Here is a 17336-nt window from a genome sequence, read left to right as displayed (position 1 = left end):
AAGGTTTAGAAGGCAAATAAGAAAATTTCGACAAAGGAAATGGAGGAGCAGAAACGTTGTCCAGAAGAGAAAATTTTTTAAGAGTGCTGAGGCATGGGGAAGCACAGAAGGAAATACCTCTATGGGAGTTGCATTTTCATATTTGGGATCAGGTGGGAGGTGAACATTTTGTGTCCGGAAAAGAGTATTTGAGTCTGACGGAGACAGAAAGAAGCCGTGCGCTGCAAAAGGATGCAGAAATCCTGGTGAAGTGTGGTGAAGAACTGGGATTTTCGGCAGTGTCAATCCCTGACAATCCCTGGAATTGTTTTTATACACTTCCGGACTTGGATAGGGTGCAACTTGTTAGGAATATTAGGAGGCTTGCACCTGATTTTGCTGTTGTATGTTCCTGTGCCGGCGTGATTGCAATGCCTTCTGGTGAAGAATTCGAGGAATTCTGTTTTCAGATGTTTGATGAACCGGAAGTAATTGATGAGATGTGCAAAAAGATTTATGACAGCTTTTTGGAAAACTCGAAACGTCTGATTGATGCAGGTGCGGATGCAATTTATACAGGATCTGATGTAGCGGACAATCGGGCACCGTTTTTCAATCGTGAACAGCAGCAGCGATGGTATTTTCCATATTTGCGGAAATTTTCAGATTATTTGCACAGTCAAGGAGTTCCGGCAATTTTACATACGGATGGTAACATTGATCTGCTGCTGGAGGATATTAGGAATTCAGGTGTGGATGGCCTTCAGGCAATTGATCCGCTTGCGGGTATGGATATCAGGAGAGTTCAGGAATTTATGGAAAATCGAGTGACACTCTGTGGTAATCTGGACTGTGGAATAATGCTGACTGCAACGCCGGACCAGGTGTATGAAGAGGCAAAGAGAATTCTTTTGGAGTGCAGGGAGTATCCGGGTTTTATCTTTGGCAATTCCAATGCCGTTGCGATTGAGACACCAATTGAGAATTACAGGGCAATGTTGGAAGCATGGCATAAATACGGAAGTATATAAATCGGTTTCAGGGCTGCATCGGAGTGCTGCGGAGAAATAGAAAAACTGATGAAAGATATGGGAATGTGGCTGAATTTCCGCCAATTCGGTGTTGCATATGATATACTTAGAAAAATAGCAGAAAGGGGACATGAACTGCCTGATTATCAGGCAAACCCCAGAATCGCAGATATTGAAGAAATCTACAGAGAATTAAAGGAGGGATATAACCGTGTCTGAAAAATCAGCAAGTTATCTTGACAAACTTTTTGGACTTGAAGGCAGGACCGCTGTTGTAACAGGCGGAAACAGGGGAATCGGACAGGTAGTGGCCAGAGGGCTGGCCAGCGCGGGAGCCGAGGTTGTCGTTATAAGCCGTTCGGGAGGAGCGGAAACGGTGAAACTCATTTTGGAGGACGGCAATAAAGCCTATGACATCAAGGCTGATGTAACCGATGAGAAGAGTGTGGACCGGGCAGTGGAGGAGATTGAAAAGAGAAGCGGCGGTATTCATGTATTGTTTAACAATGCCGGCATCTGCATTCACAAAAGCACCTTTGAGGCCAGCATAGAGGAGTTCAGGCAGGTGGTTGACGTGAATCTGACCGGGGAGTACATTATGGCGCGGAGCGCTGCACGCCTTATGGTACAGAAAAAGATACACGGCAGCATCATCAACATGGCATCCATGTCAGGGACCATTGTAAATATACCTCAGTGGCAGGCTTCCTACAATGCATCGAAGGCGGGAGTTATCCATCTGACAAAGTCCCTGGCCCTGGAATGGATTCCCTATGGCATCCGGGTGAACAGTTTAAGTCCGGGATACATCTCCACGCCTATGTCCGTAGACACCCCCCAGGAGCTGAAGGACGCCTGGAAAGGGATGATGCCATACGGCAGGATGGGGACTCCTGAGGAACTTATCGGGGCGGTTTTATATCTTGCCGGGGATTCTTCCGCGTATACGACCGGAAGCGACCTGATTGTGGACGGCGCCTATGTCTGCCAGTGATATTCCGGCAGGTTTTGTCGAACACATTTTCTTGCAATTTTTCCATGCCCTGCTATAATGTTTCTTAAAGAAAGACGCAAAATGGAAGGGGTCAGTATATGAGTGAAACCAGCTATTCGGTTTCTGAGACGGCGAAGCTTTTGGACGTGCAGTCCCATGTCCTGCGCTTTTGGGAAGATGAGCTGCACCTGCCGATTGACAGAAACGAAATGGGACACAGATACTACACCCGATATGATATCCAGGTACTTCTGGCTATTAAAGAACTGAAGAAAAAGGGACTTGCATTAAAAGAGATTGGCAGCCTGATTCCCTTTTTATATAAGGATGAAGAAAACCGGGAAGAGGCAGTACACAGTAAAAAGACACAAGAAAATGCACCTAAACAGCCGCAGCCTGTGAAAAGTCAGGAAAGACCAAACCATAACCAGGACAAGCCATGTGAACCGGTACGGCAGAGGACCGCAGAGCCTGCAGAGCAGAAAAGGGAAATGTCCGCTGCCAGAAAAAACAGAAAGGCATCTGCAAGAAAAGCATCCGGCAAAAAGAACCGGGCAGCTCAGAACAGAGCCGTGACAGGCAGGCCGCCGCAGTCTGTAGGAAAGGCCGAGACAACAGAAGCGGACAACAGGGTACCGGCTGAATTTATGGAAATACTGGACAGGCTGGTAAAGGAACGGATGCGGACCCTTCATTCCGGGGAAGAGCGTTATAAAAGGCTGGATGAGAGAATCAGAATATGTCAGAAATCCCGCAGGGAAGTGGCAGCAGCCATGGAACAGGAGCGGCAGAAGAATAAAAAGTTGTTTAAGAAAAAAAGATAATAAAAAACACAAACCTGCGTGATACAGGTTTGTGTTTTTTTAAAGTTATTAACCCTCTACGATTGCTTCTGTAGGACATGCTTCTGCACAAGTTCCGCAGTCAACACATTTGTCCGGATCGATAACGTATTTGTCATCGCCCTGGGAGATAGCTTCAGATGGGCATTCTCCTTCGCAGGTTCCACAGCTTACACATTCGTCTGTAATTACGTATGCCATACTTAAAATCCTCCTTTTATAATTTCTGAATCATACCTGATCTGGCCCAGGACCTGCCGCAGCAGTACATTGGGAAAATTCGATGGTATAAGATTCAGCTCTTACGCATATTCTAATATATTTGGTATTAGAATACAAGTCTTTATTTCTAAACAATCCGTGAATTTCGAGAAGAAAAAGAAAACCGGAGAAAAACAGTTGAATATAGGAGAAAAAGAGTTTATAATAATACACAGTACGAAAAAAGGAGGAAACTATCATGACAATTTCCAAAGATATGACAATCGGCGAATTACTCCGTGTGGATGAAAATATTGTTCCGATTCTGATGAGAGCCGGTATGCACTGCATCGGCTGTCCTTCCGCTCAGGGTGAAAGCCTGGAAGAAGCTGCCATGGTTCATGGAATTGACGCAGATGTTCTGACTGCTCAGATCAACGATTTCCTGGCAGATAAATAATGAAAAGTGAAAAGCCCCGGCGGTCTCCACAAAGAAGTGGAGGTCCGCCGGGGCTTTTTACTTTTACCAGCATCCGGTTATAGGGCTGCTAATTTCTGTAGTGCTTTATCCGCAATGATGCGTTCGCTGTGCTCCTGGAGATATGCTTCCCCTGCCTGTGAGAAGGCACTGCCTTTTCCGTACTCGGAGAGCATGTTGCAGACTTTATTGAAATCGGATGGAGTATTTTCGGACTGGTGGATCACCAGCTCATATTCCCCTGTTGCACTGTCTTTGTACAGGGAGTTTACGCCCTGGAAGAAGTTATTCAGGCCGCGGGCTGCACGGATCACGCCGTCCAGGTCCTGAAAACGGTACTGCCGTATGAGACGGACAGGTACTTCCGGTGTCTCAGATGGTGCCGGGGTTTTTACTCCTTTTTTCTTGGCTGCATTTTTTGCTTTTGCCTCGTAGATTTTCTGGAATACATCGATGATATCATCGGCTCCCTCAAATTCTAAAGGAGGCTGAGCATTGTCTCCTGCAGGTCCGCCGAAAGGTGTGAATTTGGAAAAACGTGTGTCCAGTTCCTCCGGGTCTTCCACCTTGGTGATGATCAGGATAATGCTGTCGGCAGAAACCGGGATCGCCTCGATCATCAGCGGTATATTGTCGGCCTCAAAACCGAATTCATAGTTTGCCTGCTGCATCATATCACGGAACAGGTCTTTGGCCTTTTCCGTACCATAAGCCAGTTCACTTAAACGAATCTGACGGTCTTCCAAATCAGCCTTTGTGAGCGTGCAACGTATCTGGTTGTCGTTGATTTTTTCTATCTTCATTTTATCACATCCTGTCTATCTGTCGGTTCTGCCGTCTGGCAAAACAAAGATGCTGGTATCTCATTTATATTATATACTATGAAACGCCGGTATGTAAAGCGCTTCATACTTTTTTCATATATGTGGAAAAAATTAAAAATATGATAAAAAAGGAAAATAATTACATAAAACAGCTTGCTAAGACAAATTCATGTATGATATAATGATTTTCACAGACAAAGAAGGAGTGCTGTAAAATATTTTACAGAGGGGAGTGATGATATCCCGTAGGCCTTCGTCAATGACAATATTCTAAGTTTTCATTTCAGGCGGCGTCTGACCGCAGGCAGAGAGTACATTCTGTACGATTTGCATGATCCCATGTGACAGAACACTAAGACCATGGATTTATTTTTATTATGGGGATTACAGCGCCTTTCTTTATCTGTAATACTGGAACCGCGTTTCAAGAAGAAAGGAGAGGACAGAGGTATAATATATCACGAACTTTTGTCCACAGCAAACATGAAGAAAGACAAGGAAACCAGAGCGCTCCGATGTGAGCTGGAGACTTACCGGCGTCAGGGGATTCCCCTTTTACTAAACGGAAGCCCCAGCACGCCGGAAGAGATTGAACAGGCATGCAGTATCGCAGAGGAAGGTGTCTATATGCGCGACTATGTGCAGAACGAAAGAGGGGAGGTGGAAAGACTGCAGTTTGATTTCGTGAAAAATGAGTAAGCCATAGATGTAACCCTGTAATATTTGCGTTCCCGGTATGTATAACAGGGGGCCGGAACAGGGAAAAACCCTGGGAGTTTCAGGGCTTTTCCCCAATCCGGCTGTTAAGTTTTCCCGAATTTCCTACTATTAAAAAAATATAAATTGTCGAAGAAAGTAATGACGAACGGAAAAAGTATGTTATAATGGTGGAGAAATGCGAGAAAAAATAAGGAGTTTAATTATGAGTCAAAAGAAGAGAAGGCGGAGGAGAAGAAGGAACAGCAATGCCGTTATGGTGCTGGTAGTCATCCTTCTGATCGTTGTGGTTGCAGCTGTGGGAGTGCTGACTGCCGCGATCAAGAGACATACACCTTCCGATACGAGAATGAATCTGAACACTTACTATGGATTGGAGAAAGAGGATGACGTGGCCCTGGTGCTCCAGAATACAGTGAGTGATACGAAGGGCAAATGGATGGACGGAAGGGTCTATCTGGATTATGAAACAGTGTCAAATGTGCTGGGAGGGCGTTTTTACTGGGAAGCGGACAGCAGCCAGATGCTCTACACCACACCAAAGGAGATTCTTGCCATAGCACCGGAGAGCACGTCTTATACGGTGAATGGTGAAAATAAAGATGAAGGTTATAAAATCATCCGCCAGACAGATGATAAAATTTATCTGGCCCTTGATTTTATTCAGAAATATATGGAGATCACCAGTACGGTGACCGAAAGTCCAAACAAAGCGGTGATCCGCTATCAGTGGGGCAGTGAAAAGATCGTAAAAGCAAAGAACGATACCGTGATCCGTTACCGCGGGGGCATCAAGAGTGATATTCTGACGGATGTGGCAAAGGGAACGGAACTGACGCTTATAGAAGAGCTGGATAACTGGTCCCAGGTAGCAACTTCTGACGGCTTCAACGGCTATGTGTCCAAGGAGGACCTCACAGCCCCTGAGGAGAAGAAGGCAGAATATGACGGCAGCTATAAAGAGGAGTTTACCAGCCTGACAAGAGACCACAAGATCAATCTGGCATGGCACCAGGTTACATCAGAGGATGCCAATGCAGGACTTGCCCAGACACTGGAGAACATTACGGGAATCAATGTGATCTCACCTACCTGGTTTTCCGTTACCGGGGCAGAGGGAACCATCTCCTCCCTTGCCAGTGCGGATTACGTGAACCTGGCCCATGAAAAGGGGCTGGAGGTCTGGGGACTGATCGACAATTTCAATAAAGATGTGAGCACTCTGGACACGCTGTCTAACCGCACATCCAGGGAACATCTCATTCAGAAACTCATAGAAGAGGCAGTAAGGGTAGGGCTGGACGGCATTAATGTGGATTTTGAGGCACTGACGCAGGAGGAGGCGCCCCATTTTATCCAGTTTATACGCGAACTGTCCATATCCTGCCGGAAAAATAACCTGGTGTTGTCTGTAGACAATCCGGTTCCGCAGTTTACCTCCTTTTATAATAGGAAGGAACAGGGAATCGTGGCGGATTATGTCATTATCATGGGATATGATGAACACACAGACGGAACAGAGGAAGCAGGTTCTGTCGCCTCCCTGCCTTTTGTGGAGGAGGGAATCCAGCAGACCTTAAAGGAAGTTCCGAAGAATAAGGTGATCAACGGAGTTCCCTTCTATACAAGGCTTTGGTTTACTGACAATGCCGGCACTGTAACGAGTGAGATCATGGGTATGGACCAGGCAAGTAAAATTGTGACAGAGATGGGCATGGAAATGTACTGGAACAAGGATGTTTCCCAGAACTATGCGGAGCTGTCAACAGACAATGGTTTATATCAGATGTGGCTGGAGGATGAGCAGTCACTGGATGCCAAGATGCAGCTTGTACAGAAGTATGAGCTGGGAGGCGTGGCAGAATGGAAACTGGGATTTGAGAGGGCTGACGTGTGGAATACCATCAGCCAGTACCTGCAGTAAAAACAGCAGGATGTGATGCAGAAAGGAACAGGTGGAGTAATGGGAGAACATGAAATATTTAAAACCACGATCATGGGGGGATTTGATAAGGAGGACGTATTAGAACAGGTGCAGCGAATGAAGGATGAAGCTGCTGCTGAACAGTTGAGACTGAAAAAGCTCATCTCAGAAAAGGATGCCAAGATCGCAGAGCTTATGAAGCGCATTGAGTTAAAGGACGCGCACCAGGAGCGACTGGAGATGGAAATCCACGAGAAATACCAGAAGTATATTGACAATTATGAAAGCATCGGAAAACTGGTCTTTGACGCTCAGTTAAAGTCAGATGCTATGATCAAAGATGCTGAGGAGAAATGCAACACCATGATCTCCGAGGCGGAGGCAGAGGCAAAACAGCGGGTGGAGGCTGTACAGTCTGAGATCGATGACAAGCTTCGGGAAGGCAAGAAAAAATACATAGCTGTCCAGGATGAGATGAATGAGATCGTTCAGCTCATCAACCAGGCGCAGAAGCGTTTCATGGCTTCCTATAAAGAGGTGCACCAGATCATCAGCACAATGCCCACTTCACTCAATGACATTGAGGAAGAACCGGAAGTGGAACTTCCCCAGCCGGTGGAGGATGCGGAGGAGCTGCACCTGGGAGACACCCAGGAGCTGGACCTTTTAGATGCTCTGGATGATATTGCGGAGCTGGAAGAGTTTGAGGAGGAGGAAGACGAAGACTCCAAACTTGCCATGCAGATATCCAGGCTGCTGAGTGAGGAAGACGAAGCCCTTCTTGAGGAAGAACTGGAAAACGAAAAATGAGATTCATTGCCCCGGGAGGATAAAGTCCCGGGGTTTTTTGAATTTATTTCAAATATGTGGTAAAATACACTTGTATCTCTCCCTGCTGCCATTTACAATGATAAGATAGCAGAGGGATAAAGGGTTTCGTGTAGGAGAGGGCGTTATGGAGCACAGGGAATTGTGGCAGCTGGCAGCAATGGATTCTTTGACAGGGGTATCCAGCCGAAGGGAAGGCAAGGACAGGCTGGAACTGATCGTCAAGAGAGCCAAAAAAGAGAAAAAAATGCTGACAGTGGCAATGTTTGATATTGACAGTCTGAACTGGATCAACAATCGTTATGGAGACGGGGAAGGTGACAGGGTGCTTCAGTTTGTCACATCTGCTTCCAGACGTTGTCTGTGTCCGGAGGATGTGATTTTCCGTCTGAGCAGTGATGAGTTCATCGTGGCATTTTACGGGGAAGAGCTGATCTGCGCGGATAAGCGCATACAGAAGATTTTGGAAATACTGGAGAGAGAGCGGGAAGATTACGGACTGGAGTGCCAGCCGTCTTTTTCTTATGGAGCAGTGGAAGTCTATCCTGAGGACTGCTTTACAGTTTCCGATATCATAGCCAAAACGGATGAATTGATGTATATGCAGAAGCGTAATTATCATATTATGCGGGCAAAGAACAGATTAAAATACAACGATTCGGAAGCGGAATCAAAGGATGAATTTCAATATAACCAGGCTCGTCTGTATGACGCGCTGACAGAGAGTACAGATGACTACATATTTATAGGCAATATGAAGACCGGCGTGTTTCGTTATCCTCCGGCCATGGTGCAGGAATTTGGCCTGCCGGGTGAGGTGGTGGAGAACGCGGCAGCCTGCTGGATCGGCCTGATTCACCCCCATGATGAGGCACATTTCCTTGAGAGTAATCAGGAGATCGCGGACGGACGTATAGAGGAACACAACATTGAATACAGAGCTAAGAATACGGAGGGAGAATGGATCTGGCTGAGGTGCAGAGGCAAGCTGATCCGCGACCAGTACGGGAAACCGGATATGTTTGCCGGCATGATCACGAATCTGGGCAAAGAAAAGCAGATTGACCATATGACAGGCCTGTATAACCGGTTTGAATTTGAGGGCAGTATCAAGAAATACCTTATGGACGGCAGCCAGATCACCCGAATCGGGATCATGATCCTGGATATGGATGCCTTTAAGAATGTAAATGACCTGTATGACCGGATGTTCGGGGATGAGATCCTGCGGATAACGGCAGGAAATATAAGTGCTATGCTCCCTGATAATGCCAGGCTTTACCGCCTTGACGGGGATGAGTTCGGAATTATCCTTACCAACGGTACCGAAGAGGACGCGCAGGAGATCTTTTCAAAGATCCAGAATAAGTATACACGCCAGCAGGAGTACAGCGGAAAGAAATATTACTGTACCATATCAGGGGGCTACGCGGTCTGCCCTGAGAATGCGGACAATTACCTGGACCTCTTAAAGTGCGCGAACTATGCACTGGAGCGCTCCAAGGTCAGGGGCAAGAACCGGATGACGATCTATTCTCCGGAGATTCCCCTGGAGAAGGAGAAAAAACTGGAAATGGTGCAGATGCTCAGAGAGAGTATAGAGCGGGGCTTTGCCGGATTTTCTGTCTGCTACCAGCCTCAGGTGGATGCAAAGACAGGCAGGCTTTACGGAGCCGAGGCGCTGGCCCGCTGGCACTGCAGCAAATACGGGGATGTGTCACCCGGTGAGTTCATACCTCTTTTGGAGCAGAACGGTTTGATCGTTCCTATGGGCATGTGGATCCTGCGCAAGGCCGCCGCCCAGTGCAGACAGTGGTGTGAACAGAAACCTGATTTCAACATGAGTGTGAATCTGTCCTATCAGCAGTTCCTGGAAGGGGATCTGACGTCCTTTGTGAGGGACACCCTGGACGAAATAAAACTCAGTCCCGCAAATCTTACACTGGAGCTGACAGAGTCCTATTTTGTCAAGGAGGATGCCATAGTCAGGGAGACACTGGAGAGCTTTCGGGAAATGGGTGTCCGGGTGGCAATGGATGACTTTGGCGTGGGGTATTCTTCCCTCTTTATGCTAAAGTATATACCTGCAGATATTGTGAAGATAGACAGAGGATTTGTCAAGGGAATCACCACGGATCTGTTCAACGCCACATTTATCCGTTCCATCACAGAACTGTGCAATGATGTGGGGAAACAGGTCTGCCTGGAGGGTGTGGAGACAGAAGAGGAATACGGAAGAGTGAGCAGCATGGGCCTGCGGCTCATACAGGGCTTCTATTTCGGACGGCCGGTTCCGGCAGAACAGTTTTTTGAAAAACTGCAGCCGGGCAGAAATTAAAAGATTAGGAAAGTCCCTCAAAGCATATACTTTAACGAATAGGCTTTGAGGGATTTTTTTGTGATGAAGAAAAGACGTGTTGTGGAACTGGGAATGGCTGTTCTTCTGCTTGCCTCTGCATTTCTGCTCTCCAGGGAAGGGGCGCGGCTGGTGAGCAAGGAAGCGGAAGGAAAGAAAGGCGTCATCGTTGTGGATGCCGGACACGGGGGTATGGATCCCGGAGTGGTGGGCATAAAGAAACTGGAGGAAAAGGAGATCAACCTGAAAATATCGAAAAAGCTCCAGAAGCTTCTGGAAAAAGAAGGGTATCAGGTGATCATGACCAGATCTGAGGACGGCGGCCTTTACGACGCGGACAGCAGAAACAAGAAGGTACAGGATATGCAGAAGCGGTGCGAGCTTATCAGGGAAAAGAAGCCCCTGCTCACTGTGAGCATCCATCAGAACAGTTATCCTGACGAGGCGGTCTGCGGCCCCCAGGTTTTTTATTTCACTCACTCAGCAGAGGGCGGGAAACTGGCAAAATGCATTCAGGATGCTATGAACAGCCAGCTTGATGTGAGCAGACCGAGAGTGGAGAAGGCCAATTCCACCTATTATCTGCTGAAACGCAGCGAGGGGATCTTAAATATTGTGGAATGCGGATTTTTAAGCAATACAAAAGAGGCGGGCCTTCTGGAGACAGATGAATACCAGGATAAGGTGGCAGAAGCGGTCCGGGACGGTATTCTTACATATCTGGGAGACGCGGAGTCCTGAATTTCTCACCGGCTGTAAAAAAATTGTGGAAAAACCATAGAGACAATGGTATTATGGTTATGTATGTAAAGAACAGACAGGAAGAAGAGAGAAAACGTGAAGACCATAATATTGGCAGTAGACAGGGAACACCCCGATGAATCTGTGATCAGGCAGGCGGGAGAAATCCTGAAAAACGGCGGCCTGGTTGCGTTTCCCACAGAGACCGTGTACGGGCTGGGCGGAGACGGGCTGAATGCAGAATCTTCTGAGAAAATATATGCGGCAAAAGGCAGGCCCTCAGACAATCCGCTGATCATCCATATTGCGGATATGGAGAGCCTGGACCGGATTGTCAGTGAGATTCCGGAAAAAGCCAGAAAGATGGCTGAAAAGTTCTGGCCCGGCCCTCTGACCATGATTTTCAAAAAAAGCGATGCGGTGCCTTATGAGACTACAGGCGGCCTTGACAGCGTAGCGGTGCGGATGCCCTCCCACCCGGTAGCGCTGTCGCTGATTCGTCTCGGCGGAGGATATATTGCGGCACCCAGTGCTAACACATCCGGGCGTCCAAGCCCCACCAGGGCGGCCCATGTGGCTGAAGATCTGACCGGAAAAGTGGATATGATCCTGGACGGCGGAGATGTGGGAATCGGGCTGGAGTCCACAATTGTGGACTTTACAGAGGAGATCCCCGTAATCCTGCGCCCCGGATATATCAGCCAGAAGATGGCTGAGGAGGTGATCGGCCCGGTGCGGATGGACAAGGGTCTTTTGATCACGGATGAAAAGGTAAAGCCAAAGGCCCCGGGAATGAAGTACCGTCACTACGCCCCCAATGCCGGCCTGACCATTGTGGAAGGCAGCACGGAGCAGGTTATTAAAACCATCAATGAAAAAAGCCGTGAACTGCAGGCTCAGGGAAAACGTGTGGGCGTCATCGGCACGGATGAGACTGTGGGCGCCTATGAGGCCCAGGTCATAAAGAGTATCGGAACACGGCAGGATGAGGAGACCATTGCGAGACATCTGTTCGGGCTTTTGAGAGAGTTTGATGAGGAGCAGGTAGATCATATTTTTTCAGAGTCCTTTGATACGCCCAGAATGGGACAGGCCATTATGAACCGGCTTCTCAAGGCGGCAGGGCATCATATGATACATGTTTAACAGGCCTGCGGGCGGCGGGCAGACATATGCCGGACAAGCCGTTTCCGTGTGCAGGCACATAAACTGCAGAGCGATAAAAAATGAAAATACAGGAGGAAATTTAAATGTTAGCATTAGGCTGTGACCATGGCGGATTTGAGCTGAAACAGGAGATCATCGGATATCTGGAGGAACACAAGATTCCATACAAGGACTTCGGATGTGACAGCAACAAGTCAGTGGACTATCCCGTCTACGCGAGAAAAGTCGGGAAGGCCATTCAGAGCGGAGAGTGTGACAAGGGGATCTTGATCTGCGGCACAGGCATCGGCATTTCCATAGCGGCAAATAAGATGAAAGGAATCCGTGCGGCGCTGTGCACAGACTGCTTCTGCGCTGAGGCCACCAGACAGCACAACAATGCCAATGTACTGGCTCTTGGCGGCCGCGTGGTAGGACCGGGGCTGGCTGTAAAGATTGTGGATACCTTTTTGAATACAGAGTTTTCCGGTGAGGAGAGACATCAGAGAAGAATCGACCTGATCGAAGAATAGAAGACAAAGGAGAAAACAAATGGGTAAAATACAGGTAATGGAGCATCCGCTCATTCAGCACAAAATCGGCATCATCCGCCGTACAGAGACAAGTTCAAAGGAATTTCGGGAGCTGGTAAGTGAGATCGCCATGTTCATGGCATACGAAGCCACCAGAGGCCTGAAGTTAAGAGATATTGAGATAGATACACCGATCACAAAGACAACAGTCAAAGAACTGGCAGGCAAGAAACTGGCAGTAGTTCCCATTCTCCGCGCTGGACTGGGCATGGTGGAAGGTATGCTCACCATGATCCCCGCTGCTAAGGTGGGCCATATTGGTCTGTACCGTGATCCGGAGACCCTGAAACCGGTGGAATACTACTGCAAACTGCCGGCTGACTGTGAAGAGCGTGAAGTTTTCGTCACAGATCCCATGCTTGCCACCGGCGGCTCCGCTGAGGCAGCCATCACTATGTTGAAGGAAAAAGGCGTGAAAAATATCCACTTCATGTGTGTGATCGCAGCGCCGGAAGGTGTGAAGGCTTTAAGCGAAGCACACCCGGATGTGGACATCTATATCGGTGCCCTGGATGAACATTTGAATGACCACGGTTATATTGTGCCGGGCCTTGGTGACGCCGGAGACCGTATTTTCGGGACAAAATAACAGGTGTTTTTCGGGAGGTTTTGAAAATGACAGGTAAGAGAAATGACTATATTTCCTGGGATGAGTATTTTATGGGGGTTGCAAAGCTTTCGGGAATGCGTTCCAAGGACCCGAGTTCCCAGGTGGGAGCCTGTATAGTAAGCCCGGACAACAAGATTCTGTCTATGGGCTATAATGGCTTCCCGAAAGGATGCTCAGACGATGTGTTTCCCTGGGCAAGGGAAGGGGAGGAGCTGGACACAAAATATCTCTATGTGACCCACAGTGAGCTGAACGCCATCCTAAACTACAGGGGCGGTTCACTGGAGGGAGCAAAGCTCTATGTATCTCTGTTTCCCTGCAATGAATGTGCCAAGGCCATTATCCAGGCAGGAATCAAGACCATTGTCTATGACAGTGATAAATACGCGGATACTCCGTCTGTCCAGGCTTCAAAACGAATGCTTGACGCAGCGGGAGTCCGTTATTATAAATATAACCACACAGGCAGAAACATCAGCTTTGACGTGTAGCTGTCTGTACAAAAATAAACAGTAGAAGGAGACAAAACATTACTATGGCAAAAGACAAGAAAATGGTAGAGGCCATTACTTCCATGGAGGAAGATTTTGCGCAGTGGTATACCGATGTAGTAAAAAAAGCAGAGCTGGTTGACTATACCAGTGTAAAAGGATGTATGGTGATCAAACCGGCAGGTTATGCGATCTGGGAGAATATCCAGCACGAGCTGGACAGACGTTTTAAAGAGACAGGTGTGGAGAATGTATATCTTCCCATGTTCATCCCGGAAAGCCTGCTCCAGAAAGAAAAGGACCATGTGGAAGGATTCGCGCCGGAGGTTGCCTGGGTGACACACGGCGGTCTGGAACCGCTCCAGGAGAGACTCTGCGTCCGCCCAACCTCTGAGACACTTTTCTGTGACCTGTACGCAAGAGACATCCAGTCCCACAGGGATCTGCCGAAAGTATACAACCAGTGGTGTTCCGTGGTACGCTGGGAGAAGACAACACGTCCCTTCCTCCGTTCCAGGGAGTTCTTATGGCAGGAGGGCCACACCGCACATGCCACTGCAGAGGAAGCAGAGGAGAGAACCGTTCAGATGCTGAACCTGTATGCGGATTTCTGTGAGCAGGTGCTGGCGATCCCGGTGATCAAAGGCCGCAAGACAGACAAGGAAAAATTCGCAGGCGCGGAGGCTACTTATACCATTGAGTCCCTCATGCACGACGGAAAAGCACTGCAGTCAGGCACCAGCCACAACTTTGGCGACGGATTTGCCAGGGCATTTGACATTCAGTATACAGACAAGGACAACACATTAAAATATGTACACCAGACATCCTGGGGCATGACCACTCGTATGATCGGCGCCATCATTATGGTGCACGGCGACAACAGCGGCCTTGTGCTTCCCCCGAGGATCGCTCCGGTTCAGGCAGTGGTGATCCCCATCCAGCAGAGAAAAGAGGGTGTTCTGGAAAAGGCACGTGAGCTTTCCGACGCACTGAAGGCTGCCGGAATCCGTGTGAAAGTGGATGAGACAGACAAGAGCCCGGGATTTAAATTCGCAGAGCAGGAGATGCGCGGCATTCCGGTCCGCATCGAGTGCGGTCCAAAAGACATTGAGGCCAACCAGGCAGTCATTGTCCGCAGAGACACCAGAGAGAAGACAGTGGTATCCCTTGATGCTCTGGCAGAGAAGACAGCGGAAATTCTGGAAATCATGCAGAGTGATATGCTGGAGCGTGCCAGAACACACCGTGATGCACACACATATGTGGCAACTGATTATGAAGAGTTCAAACAGACTGTCAACGAGAAACCGGGATTTATCAAGGCCATGTGGTGCGGCTGCCAGGAATGTGAGGACAAGATCAAAGAGGACGTCCAGGCAACATCCCGCTGCATACCTTTTGAGCAGGAAAACTTATCAGACAAATGTGTCTGCTGCGGCAAACCGGCTAAGAAGATGGTCTACTGGGGGCGTGCGTACTAGAATGAAAATAGAAGTTCCTAAGAGAGTAAAAGAGATAATAGAAACCTTGCAGGAACATGGATATGATGCTTATGCGGTAGGAGGCTGTGTTCGTGACAGCCTCCTCCATTCATCTCCGGCGGATTGGGACATTACCACATCAGCAAAACCCATGGAGGTTAAATCGCTGTTTCGCCGCACTGTGGACACAGGGCTTGTGCACGGCACTGTGACCGTGATGCTTGGCAGGGAAGGCTTTGAAGTGACCACATACCGTATTGACGGGGAATATGAAGACAGCCGCCATCCAAAAGAGGTGGTCTTCACAGGTGAACTGCGGGAAGACCTCCGCCGCCGGGATTTTACCATCAACGCCATGGCCTATAATGACAGGGAGGGGCTTGTGGATGCCTTCGGGGGTATCCGGGACCTGAAACAGGGGATCATCCGCTGTGTAGGCGACCCATATGAGCGTTTTACAGAGGATGCCCTGCGCATTCTGCGTGCCGTCCGATTTGCGGCGCAGCTTGGATTCTCCATAGAGGAGCGTACAAAAAAGGCCGCACAGGAGCTTGCCCCCACACTGGCAAAGATCAGTGCGGAGCGCATTGCCACGGAGCTGACAAAGCTTCTCGTATCGAAAAATCCACATCTGCTGAAAACAGCCTGGGAAGCAGGTATCACAAAGGTGGTCCTTCCGGAGTTTGATGCCATGATGGAAACACCGCAGAATACGCCGCATCACTGTCTGAGTGTGGGGGAACACACGCTGAAAAGCCTGGAATATGTGGATGCGGATAAGATCCTGCGTTTCACCATGCTCCTTCACGACACCGGAAAACCGGCTTCCAGGACTACGGATGATAACGGCAGGGACCATTTTAAAGGGCATAGTACGGGAAGTGAGAAGACTGCAAGGAATGTTCTGAGAAGGCTGAAGCTGGACAATGATACCATTCAAAAGGTGACAAAGTTGGTTTACTGGCATGATTACCGTCCGGAACCCAATGCAAAAGCTGTCCGCAGGGCACTGAATAAGGTAGGGGAGGATCTGTTTCCTCTGCTGCTGAAGGTGCAGTATGCGGATACTATGGCGCAGAGTGAGTACCGCAGGGAGGAAAAGCTGGAGCGGATACGGAAGGTGGAGGAGATTTACCGGGGAGTGCTGGAGAGAAAGGAATGTGTTTCGGTGAAGACGCTGGCTGTCAATGGAAGGGATCTGATAGAGGCGGGGATGAAGCCGGGGCCGGAAATTGGGGGGATGCTTAATAGGCTGCTGGAAGAGGTGCTGGAGGAGCCGGAGATTAATGAGAAGGGGAGGCTGATGGGGATTGTTGAGAGGGAGTTGGGGAGAGGATAAGCAAGGGAGTGGCTTTTGCGGACGCCCGAACAGCCGGTGCGGCGTGAGAGCAGGGGAGGCGGGGATACAGCCTGGCTCCTGGCTCCGTTCCCCTCAGCTAACTTGCTCCCATTTACTAAATTCATCGGCAAGGGCCTCTTCATTAAGTAACTGGGGCAAGTGGATCTTCGGCTCTCTCCGCTAGACACTCGCCAGCCTGTATCCCCGCCTCCCCTGCCCTCACACCACACCGGCTGTTCGGGCTGACAGTGAAGACCGGATAGTTGTGAGGGAAAAGTCCTCACCGTGAGGAGTTTTTAGGTGAGGGAAGGTGTTGGAATCGGGAGATGCGTTGGGATAGCGGAAGTGATTTTTTGGAGCTGTATATTGTTATAGAAACAATTCGTATAGGGGAAAAGTAAAAAACCGTTGATACTGCGAGTAATAATCGTAGTGTCAACGTTTTTTTTGTTATGGGTGAGCTTATGGGTGAACTATTTCCATCCGCAGCTATTAAAAGAGCGGATAAGGAGACCGACAACCGCAGTGCTCATATCTACAGGCAAGCCGAAAGCCAACCGCAGCACTCCTATAATCAGACAGCAGGCGGGGAGGGCGGGCGGGGGGAAGGCAGGGAGGCGAGTGTTTTGTGGAGAGAGCCGAAGATCCACTTGCCCCAGTTGATTAATGAGGAAGCCATTGCTGACGAATTTAGCAACTGGGAGCAAGTTAGCTGAGGGGAACGGAGCCAGGAGCCGCCCTGCCTTCCGGAGAAATAT

The 17336-nt window shown here is 48.8% G+C and carries 18 protein-coding genes; 16 read left to right on the top strand and 2 right to left on the bottom strand.

The genetic code is table 11. From position 1 onward, the window contains the following. The first annotated feature begins 170 nt into the window (after positions 1-170). From MUB35_RS16255 to MUB35_RS16240, 4 genes are all read left to right on the top strand, one after another. Positions 171-1010: a uroporphyrinogen decarboxylase family protein gene (locus MUB35_RS16255; protein WP_156120841.1), complete on the top strand. Its 840-nt coding sequence runs from the start codon at positions 171-173 to the stop codon at positions 1008-1010. 48 nt (positions 1011-1058) lie between these two features. Further along, positions 1059-1229: a hypothetical protein gene (locus MUB35_RS16250; protein WP_197064098.1), complete on the top strand. Its 171-nt coding sequence runs from the start codon at positions 1059-1061 to the stop codon at positions 1227-1229. Further along, positions 1222-2004, top strand: a complete 783-nt coding sequence (locus tag MUB35_RS16245) for an SDR family oxidoreductase (protein ID WP_244806505.1) — start codon at positions 1222-1224, stop codon at positions 2002-2004. Before MUB35_RS16250 ends, MUB35_RS16245 begins: the two co-directional genes overlap by 8 nt. A gap of 98 nt (positions 2005-2102) precedes the next feature. Further along, entirely contained in the window at positions 2103-2828 is a 726-nt protein-coding gene (locus MUB35_RS16240; RefSeq protein ID WP_103731494.1) for a helix-turn-helix domain-containing protein, read from the top strand. A gap of 48 nt (positions 2829-2876) precedes the next feature. Here the strand turns inward: MUB35_RS16240 and MUB35_RS16235 are convergent, their stop codons facing one another. Continuing rightward, positions 2877-3047: a DUF362 domain-containing protein gene (locus MUB35_RS16235; protein ID WP_033140995.1), complete on the bottom strand. Its 171-nt coding sequence runs from the start codon at positions 3045-3047 to the stop codon at positions 2877-2879. Positions 3048-3306: 259 nt separating this feature from the next. Between MUB35_RS16235 and MUB35_RS16230 the strand changes: the two genes are divergently transcribed. After that, entirely contained in the window at positions 3307-3507 is a 201-nt protein-coding gene (locus MUB35_RS16230) for a DUF1858 domain-containing protein (RefSeq protein WP_033140994.1), read from the top strand. A 77-nt stretch (positions 3508-3584) separates the two neighbouring features. On the opposite strand, the gene MUB35_RS16225 is transcribed toward MUB35_RS16230, so the two are convergent. Next, positions 3585-4328, bottom strand: coding sequence for an adaptor protein MecA (locus MUB35_RS16225; protein ID WP_054351883.1), 744 nt, complete (start codon positions 4326-4328; stop codon positions 3585-3587). 381 nt (positions 4329-4709) lie between these two features. Between MUB35_RS16225 and MUB35_RS16220 the strand changes: the two genes are divergently transcribed. The 11 genes from MUB35_RS16220 to MUB35_RS16170 all read left to right on the top strand — a co-directional run bounded on the left by MUB35_RS16220 (position 4710) and on the right by MUB35_RS16170 (position 16578). Continuing rightward, positions 4710-5048 carry a hypothetical protein gene (locus tag MUB35_RS16220; protein WP_225305366.1) on the top strand — a complete coding sequence of 113 codons (339 nt, stop codon included), beginning with the start codon at positions 4710-4712 and terminating at the stop codon, positions 5046-5048. 223 nt (positions 5049-5271) lie between these two features. Further along, positions 5272-6990, top strand: coding sequence for a glycosyl hydrolase family 18 protein (locus MUB35_RS16215; RefSeq protein WP_033140992.1), 1719 nt, complete (start codon positions 5272-5274; stop codon positions 6988-6990). Between the two features lie 15 nt (positions 6991-7005). Continuing rightward, positions 7006-7800, top strand: coding sequence for a hypothetical protein (locus MUB35_RS16210; RefSeq protein ID WP_225305365.1), 795 nt, complete (start codon positions 7006-7008; stop codon positions 7798-7800). 145 nt (positions 7801-7945) lie between these two features. After that, positions 7946-10156: a bifunctional diguanylate cyclase/phosphodiesterase gene (locus MUB35_RS16205; RefSeq protein ID WP_033140991.1), complete on the top strand. Its 2211-nt coding sequence runs from the start codon at positions 7946-7948 to the stop codon at positions 10154-10156. 63 nt (positions 10157-10219) lie between these two features. Then, the gene (locus tag MUB35_RS16200; RefSeq protein WP_033141014.1) at positions 10220-10915 is read left to right on the top strand and encodes an N-acetylmuramoyl-L-alanine amidase; all 696 of its coding nucleotides are present in this window, start codon (positions 10220-10222) and stop codon (positions 10913-10915) included. 96 nt (positions 10916-11011) lie between these two features. Continuing rightward, positions 11012-12061 carry an L-threonylcarbamoyladenylate synthase gene (locus MUB35_RS16195; RefSeq protein WP_033140990.1) on the top strand — a complete coding sequence of 350 codons (1050 nt, stop codon included), beginning with the start codon at positions 11012-11014 and terminating at the stop codon, positions 12059-12061. A 104-nt stretch (positions 12062-12165) separates the two neighbouring features. Next, positions 12166-12594, top strand: a complete 429-nt coding sequence (gene rpiB / locus MUB35_RS16190; RefSeq protein WP_033140989.1) for a ribose 5-phosphate isomerase B — start codon at positions 12166-12168, stop codon at positions 12592-12594. Between the two features lie 19 nt (positions 12595-12613). Continuing rightward, positions 12614-13243 (top strand): uracil phosphoribosyltransferase, encoded by a 630-nt coding sequence (upp, locus tag MUB35_RS16185; RefSeq protein ID WP_033140988.1) that lies wholly within the window; start codon positions 12614-12616, stop codon positions 13241-13243. A 26-nt stretch (positions 13244-13269) separates the two neighbouring features. Beyond that, the gene (locus MUB35_RS16180) at positions 13270-13755 is read left to right on the top strand and encodes a deoxycytidylate deaminase (protein ID WP_033140987.1); all 486 of its coding nucleotides are present in this window, start codon (positions 13270-13272) and stop codon (positions 13753-13755) included. 44 nt (positions 13756-13799) lie between these two features. After that, the gene (proS, locus tag MUB35_RS16175) at positions 13800-15239 is read left to right on the top strand and encodes a proline--tRNA ligase (RefSeq protein WP_033140986.1); all 1440 of its coding nucleotides are present in this window, start codon (positions 13800-13802) and stop codon (positions 15237-15239) included. 1 nt (position 15240) lies between these two features. Further along, on the top strand, positions 15241-16578 hold the full coding sequence (locus tag MUB35_RS16170; RefSeq protein WP_244806504.1) for a CCA tRNA nucleotidyltransferase: 1338 nt from the start codon (positions 15241-15243) through the stop codon (positions 16576-16578). Positions 16579-17336: the final 758 nt, after the last annotated feature.

The sequence above is a fragment of the Blautia sp. NSJ-175 genome, from assembly GCF_022867815.1.
Lineage (GTDB): Bacteria > Bacillota > Clostridia > Lachnospirales > Lachnospiraceae > Blautia > Blautia celeris.
Note: the sequence above shows the minus strand (reverse complement) of the source record. Positions and strands in the feature narration are given on the sequence as shown.